Origin of the sequence: Streptomyces sp. PA03-1a (genome assembly GCF_033792805.1) — a bacterium.
In the GTDB taxonomy this organism is placed as follows: Bacteria; Actinomycetota; Actinomycetes; order Streptomycetales; family Streptomycetaceae; genus Actinacidiphila.
Window position 1 is genome coordinate 56,509 of sequence record NZ_JARAVO010000020.1, and the last position, 5,668, is coordinate 62,176.

General features: G+C 74.7%; 4 protein-coding genes. 1 reads left to right on the forward strand and 3 read right to left on the reverse strand.

The features are described from left to right. Positions 1 to 110: 110 nt before the first annotated feature. Entirely contained in the window at positions 111 to 962 is an 852-nt protein-coding gene (locus PV341_RS06710) for a tetratricopeptide repeat protein (RefSeq protein ID WP_500356996.1), read from the forward strand. A 106-nt stretch (positions 963 to 1,068) separates the two neighbouring features. Here PV341_RS06710 and PV341_RS06715 read toward each other — a convergent pair whose 3' ends face one another. Genes PV341_RS06715 through PV341_RS06725 form a run of 3 tightly spaced genes read right to left on the reverse strand, consistent with a single transcriptional unit; the run spans position 1,069 to position 5,660 of the window. Then, a complete protein-coding gene (locus PV341_RS06715) occupies positions 1,069 to 2,142 on the reverse strand; it encodes an iron-siderophore ABC transporter substrate-binding protein (RefSeq protein ID WP_500323620.1) in 1,074 nt (357 codons plus the stop codon). 60 nt (positions 2,143 to 2,202) lie between these two features. After that, positions 2,203 to 3,981, reverse strand: a complete 1,779-nt coding sequence (locus PV341_RS06720) for an ABC transporter ATP-binding protein (RefSeq protein WP_500356997.1) — start codon at positions 3,979 to 3,981, stop codon at positions 2,203 to 2,205. Beyond that, positions 3,978 to 5,660 carry an ABC transporter ATP-binding protein gene (locus tag PV341_RS06725; RefSeq protein WP_500323622.1) on the reverse strand — a complete coding sequence of 561 codons (1,683 nt, stop codon included), beginning with the start codon at positions 5,658 to 5,660 and terminating at the stop codon, positions 3,978 to 3,980. Before PV341_RS06725 ends, PV341_RS06720 begins: the two co-directional genes overlap by 4 nt. Between the last annotated feature and the right edge of the window lie 8 nt (positions 5,661 to 5,668).

The window sequence follows — 5,668 nt, forward strand, 5'->3', positions numbered from 1 at the left end:
CCGGGAACGCACGGAAAGAGGCCGGGAGGGGCCGCCCCGCGGGGCGGCCCCTCCCGTGCGTCCCTGCACCACATGGGGAGGTGCGGGCGCTTGATCCGTACGCTTCGGGCATGAGACTCTTCCGGCCGCGCGGCCGACACGAGGCGGATCGGCCCACGAGTTCCCCCGTGGACGAGGTCATCGCGCTCTACACGGCGGGGCGTTACGCCGAGGCGGAGACCGAGGCCCGTGCCGTGGCGGCTGCCTGGACCGGGCAGCGCGGCACCCCGTACGCACCGCTGGCCCTGAGCTTCGCCGCCCTGGCGGTGGGGGCCCAGGGCCGTCACGCCGAGGCCGTCACCGCGTACGACGAACTGCTGCCCGTGTTCGGAAGGACCTTCGGCGCCGAGCACATGCTGACCCTGAAGCTGCGTTCGGATCGCGCGCAGGCACTCAGCGCGCTCGGCCGGCACGCCGAATGCGAGGCGGAATGCCGGGCCGTCGTAGGGGTAGCGGCCCGCGGCACCGGCCCGGACATGCTGAACACGGCGGCGGCCGCACGCAACGGACTGGTCTTCGCGCTCACCGCGCAGGGCCGTCACGCGGAAGCGGAGGCCCTCGTCCGCGACGCCCTCGCGGCCCATCCGGAGCATGACCGGTTCGCTCTGGTCCTGCGACTCGGCCTGGCCCGCAGCCTCAACGCCCAGGCCCGTCACGAAGAGGCACTCGCCGAGGCGGAACGCGCCGACGACCTGCGCCGCGGCATGTCCGCGCAGCAGCACCGAGCGGAGACCGGTGCGGTCGAACTGGCCCTGGCCACCGCCCTCCAAGGGCTCGGCCGTGAACGCGAAGCCCTCAGCAGGGCCGTGACCGCGCATGATGCGTGCCTGGCGACGTTCGGCCCGGACCACCGCCGGACCGCCGAGGCTCGGGACCTGCTCGAACGTATCGCCGGGGACGTGCCGGACACCGACGCCCGGTAGCGCGTGGCACACGGGCCGGGGCCCGCTCTGCGTGCAGAGCGGGCCCCGGCCCCGGGTTGCCCGGCCTCGGCCCGGCGGCGCACGGAGCACCGCAGGACGGCGGTGATCAGGACGCGGGCTGTTCCACCTTCGTGGCCGGGTCGCCGTCCACCGCGGCGGCGAGCTGCGGGACGAGGCGGTCGAGGACGTAGGGGATGCTCAGCACGGTCGACAGGGACACCGCGTTGCCGTAGTCGCCGGACTCCTCGACGAAGACCTCGCGGCCTTCCTTCACGACCTTCAGGTCGGCGTACAGCTTGTCCTCGTGCAGCTTCGCGACGGCCGTGGTGGTGTCGGGCACGATCCACACCGCGACGCTCTGGTCGAGCAGGTCGGTGCGCTCCTTGCTGATGTTGGCGCCGAACTGGTCGCCGATCACCTTGTCCAGGTCGGCCGGGAGCTTCAGCCCGAGGTCGGCCAGCAGCCGCGAGCGGGCGTCCTGGCTGCCGTAGACGAAGGTGCCCTCGTACGGGGTGGCCATCACCGTGGTGGCGCCGGCGAACTCGGGGTGCGCCTTCTTGGCCTCGGCGAACTTCGCCTCGACGCCTTCGACGAGCTTCGTGGCCTCCCCGGGCTTGCCGAGCGCCTTGCCGATGGTCTCGGTCTGCTGCTGCCACGGGATGCCGTAGTCGTTGAACTCCTTGGGCTGGGCCACGACCGGAGCGAACTTCGACAGCGTGTCGTACTGCGCCTTGGTCAGGCCCGAGTACAGGGCGAGGATCAGATCGGGCCTGAGGGCGGCGATCTTCTCGACCTGCGGCCCGGTGCCGGTGTCCTTCAGGACCGTGGGCGCCGCGGCGGAGCCCAGCTTGTCCTGCGCCCAGGGGCCGAAGGCGCCCTTGTAGCCGCCGATCCACTCGGTCGTGCCGACCGGGACGGTGCCGAGCGCGAGGACGGCGTCCTGGTCGGTGAGGCCCACGGTGACCACGCGCTTGGGCTCGGACTTGATCGTGGTGCTGCCGTACTTGTGGGCGATCGTGACGGGGAAGGCGTTGCCCGCCGACGCCTTGGTGGAGCCGGAGCCCGGCTTCGACGCGTCGGAGGGCGAGTCGGAGGAGCCGCAGGCGGCTACCGCACCGACGAGCATCAGTACGGAGGCGAGCAGTCCGGCGAACCGGGTGGCTCTGTTGGCGCGGGGCATCGGGTGATCCTTCTGTTCGTTTCGGTTCTGGACGGGTTGGTTCAGGGGCGGCGGCGGCCGCTACGGCCGGGGGGTGCTGCGGTGCTCCGCCCAGGCCTGCCACAGGGCGGCGTACGGCCCCCCGGCGGCGCGCAGTTCGTCATGGGTGCCGCTCTCGGCGATGCGGCCCTCCTCCATCACCACCACCCGGTCGGCGGCGGCGGCCTGACTGAGCCGGTGCGCGACGACCAGGGCCGTACGGCCATCCAGCGCGCGCTCGGCGGCCTCCTCCAGCCGCGCGGCGCCGGCGCTGCCGGCCTCCGCGGTGGCCTCGTCGAGGACGGCGACCGGCGGATCGGCCAGCACCAGCCGGGCGAGGGCGAGTTGCTGCGAGCGGTCGGCGGTCAGGCGGTGGCCGCCCTCGCCGACGACGGTGTCGAGGCCCTCGGGCAGCGCCTGTGCCCAGCCGAGCGCACCCACCCGCTCCAGGGCCTCGCGCAGTTCCTCGTCGGTGGCGTCCGGTCGGGCCAGGCGCAGGTCGTCGCAGAGCGGCCCGGAGAAGACGTGCACCTCCTGCGTGACCAGAGCGACCGTGCGCCCGGTCTCCGCGGGTTCGCCGCCGCCGACGTCGACCCGACCGGACGACGGCCGGTGGATGCCGACGACGATCTTGGCGAGCGTGGTCTTGCCGGCGCCGCTGGCACCGACGAGGGCGACCCTCTCCTTGGGCCGCAGCACCAGGTCCACGTCAGTGAGCACCGGCCGTCCCGGCACGTAGGCGTGGCCGACGCCCTCCACGGTCACGGCGGGAACACCGGGAACGTCCTGGGCCGGCGCGGCTCCGGAGGCGGCGGGCGCCGGCTCGTCGACGACGCCGACCAGCCGGGCCAGGGCGGCGGTCGCGGACTGTGCGTCGTCCAGCAGCACCAGCGCGGTGTTCACCGGGCCGAACAGGCTGTGGAAGTACAGGGCCGCCGCCGTCGCCGTGCCGATCGACGCGGAGCCGCCGCGCACCAGCAGGAAACCGGTGACCAGCACGGCGGCCAGCCCGGTGTACTCGGCCACGTGCAGCCGGCTGTAGAAGCGCAGCACCAGCTGCACCCCGCGCAGCGTCAGGTCGACGGCCGCGCGGGAGCGTGCGGTGACCCGCTCGGTGTGCCCGGCCTCGGACCGGTAGGCCCGTACGGTCGCCGCGCCGCCGATGGTGTCGAGCAACTGCTGCTGCTGGGCGCCGGTGGCGATGCGCTCCTTGGCGTACAGCGGGGTGGCGTTGCGGACGTACCAGCGCGCGGTGTGCGCCTGCACGGGCAGCGCGAGCAGCGCCGCCAGCAGGAACCGCCAGTCCAGCACCGCGAGGGCGGCCAGCGTCAGCACGATCGACAGCCCCGAGCGCACCAGTTCCGGCAGCGCGGTGCGCACCGCGTCCGCCACCCGTGACACGTCCCGCGTCACCCGGGAGTTGAGGTCGCCGGAACCGGCCCGCTCCAGGCGCTCCAGCGGCAGCGACAGCGCGCGCTCGACGAAGCGCTCGCGCAGCTCGGCCAGCACGGTCTCGCCGAGCCGTGACACCAGCGACGTGCCGGAGGCGGTGGCCACGCCCTGCGCCACGGCGACCAGCACCAGCAGCACCGCGGGCAGTGTCAGCGCCCCCGCCGGGCGCCGGTCGGTCACCAGGTCGACGATGTGCCCCAGCAGCGGCTGCGTCAGCAGCCCCACCGTCGTGGCCGCCACCATCACCACGGCCCCGCCCACCGCCAGCGCCCGGTGCGGACGCAGCAGTTCCCGTACCGCGGCACGCGTCCGCGCGGGCGTCGCCGTGGGCAGCAGCTCCCGCGCCGCGGATGCCGATGCCGTCGTCATGCCAGTACCGCCGTCCGGTAGGTCGCGTCGCCGTGCACGAGGTCGCCGTGCGCGCCGTCGGCCGCCACCCGGCCACCGTCGAGGAGGACGACGCGGTCGGCGACGGACAGCAGGGCCGGGCTGTTGGTGACCAGCACTGTGGTGCGGCCGCGGCGGTGCTCGCGCAGTCCGCCGGCGATGCGGGCCTCGGTGACCGCGTCGACCGCCGTGGTGGGGTCGTGCACGACGAGCACCGGGCGGTCGGCGACGAGGGCGCGGGCGAGCGCGACGCGCTGGCGCTGGCCGCCGGAGAGCGAGCTGCCGCCCTCGGTGACCTCGGTGGCGGTGCCCTGCGGCAGGGCCCGGGCCACCTCGTCCGCGCCGGCGGCGGCCAGCGCGAGGTCGTCGTCCCCGGTGCCGCCCAGGTTGTCGGCGAGGGTGCCCTCGAACAGGTCGGCGTCGTGCGCCGCGACGAGGACCACGGTGCGCAGCCGCGCGGGGTCGAGCTCCGGCAGGGGTACGCCGTCCAGTTCGACGACGCCGGCCTCCGGGTCCGTGGTGCGGCCGAGGCAGGCGAGCAGTGCCTGCGCGGCGGCCGGGTCGGTGCTGGCGACGCCGAGCAGTTCTCCGGGCCGCACGTCGAGGTCGGCCTCGCGCAGGGCGCCGAGGGTGACGCCCCGCAGCCGCAGCCCGCCGCGTACCGGGTCCGGCAGGGCGCGGTCGCCGGGCTGCACGTCGGGCTCCGCGGCGAGCACGGCCGCGATGCGTCCCGCGGAGGCCCGCCCCTGGGCGAACTCGGTGTTGACCCAGGCGAAGACCTCCAGCGGCCCCAGGAGGAACAGCGCCAGGCCGACCGCCGAGACGAGCTGACCCAGCGTGATGTCGCCCGCCGTGGCGAGCCGTCCGCCGATCAGTGCGACCACCGCGATGAAGACCCCGGTCAGGGTGAGCACCACCCCGCTCTGCCAGGCCTCCGCGCGCGCCGCCCGCACCGTGGCGCCGAGCGAGGCGCGGCTGGTGCGCCGGTACCGTTCGACGGCGGCGCTCTGCGCCCCGATCCCCTTGAGCACCCGCAGTCCCGCCACCAGGTCGGCGGCGATCCCGGAGGCGTACGCGGCGCGCTCCTGCTCGGCCTCGCTGCGCCGCTCCAGGGGCTTGCTCAGCAGGTGCCCGAGCCAGAGCAGCAGCGGTGTGCCGAGGAGGACGACCAGGCCCAGCAGGACGGAGATCCGCAGCAGGGCCACGGCGCTGACCAGGAGTCCGGTGAGGGCCGAGATCCCGGTCATGACCGCCATGTTGACGGCGCCGACCCGCTTGGCGTCCTCGGTGGCGATGTTGGCCAGCTCACCGGGCAGATGGCCGCGCTCGGCACCGCCGCGGGGGTCGAGGACCCGGCGTACGAGGGTGATCCGCAGTGCGTGCGCGGCCTGTTCGGCGGCGCGTTCGCCGGCGCGGGCGCCGAAGCGGAAGCTGAAGGAGAGTCCGACGTACACGACGGCCAGCACCGCGAGCCAGCCGAAGAGCGCACGTCCGTCGCCGTCGGACACGGCCTGGTCGATGACGATGCCGATGAGGACGGGGACGAGCGCCTCCCCGAACTGATGGCCGGCGCCGAGCACGGCGCCCACGGCGACGTCCTTCCGCCGGCCCTTGACCGTCCTCAGCAGGACATCCCGCCCCGACGGCACCCTCGTTCCCACCCCGCGAC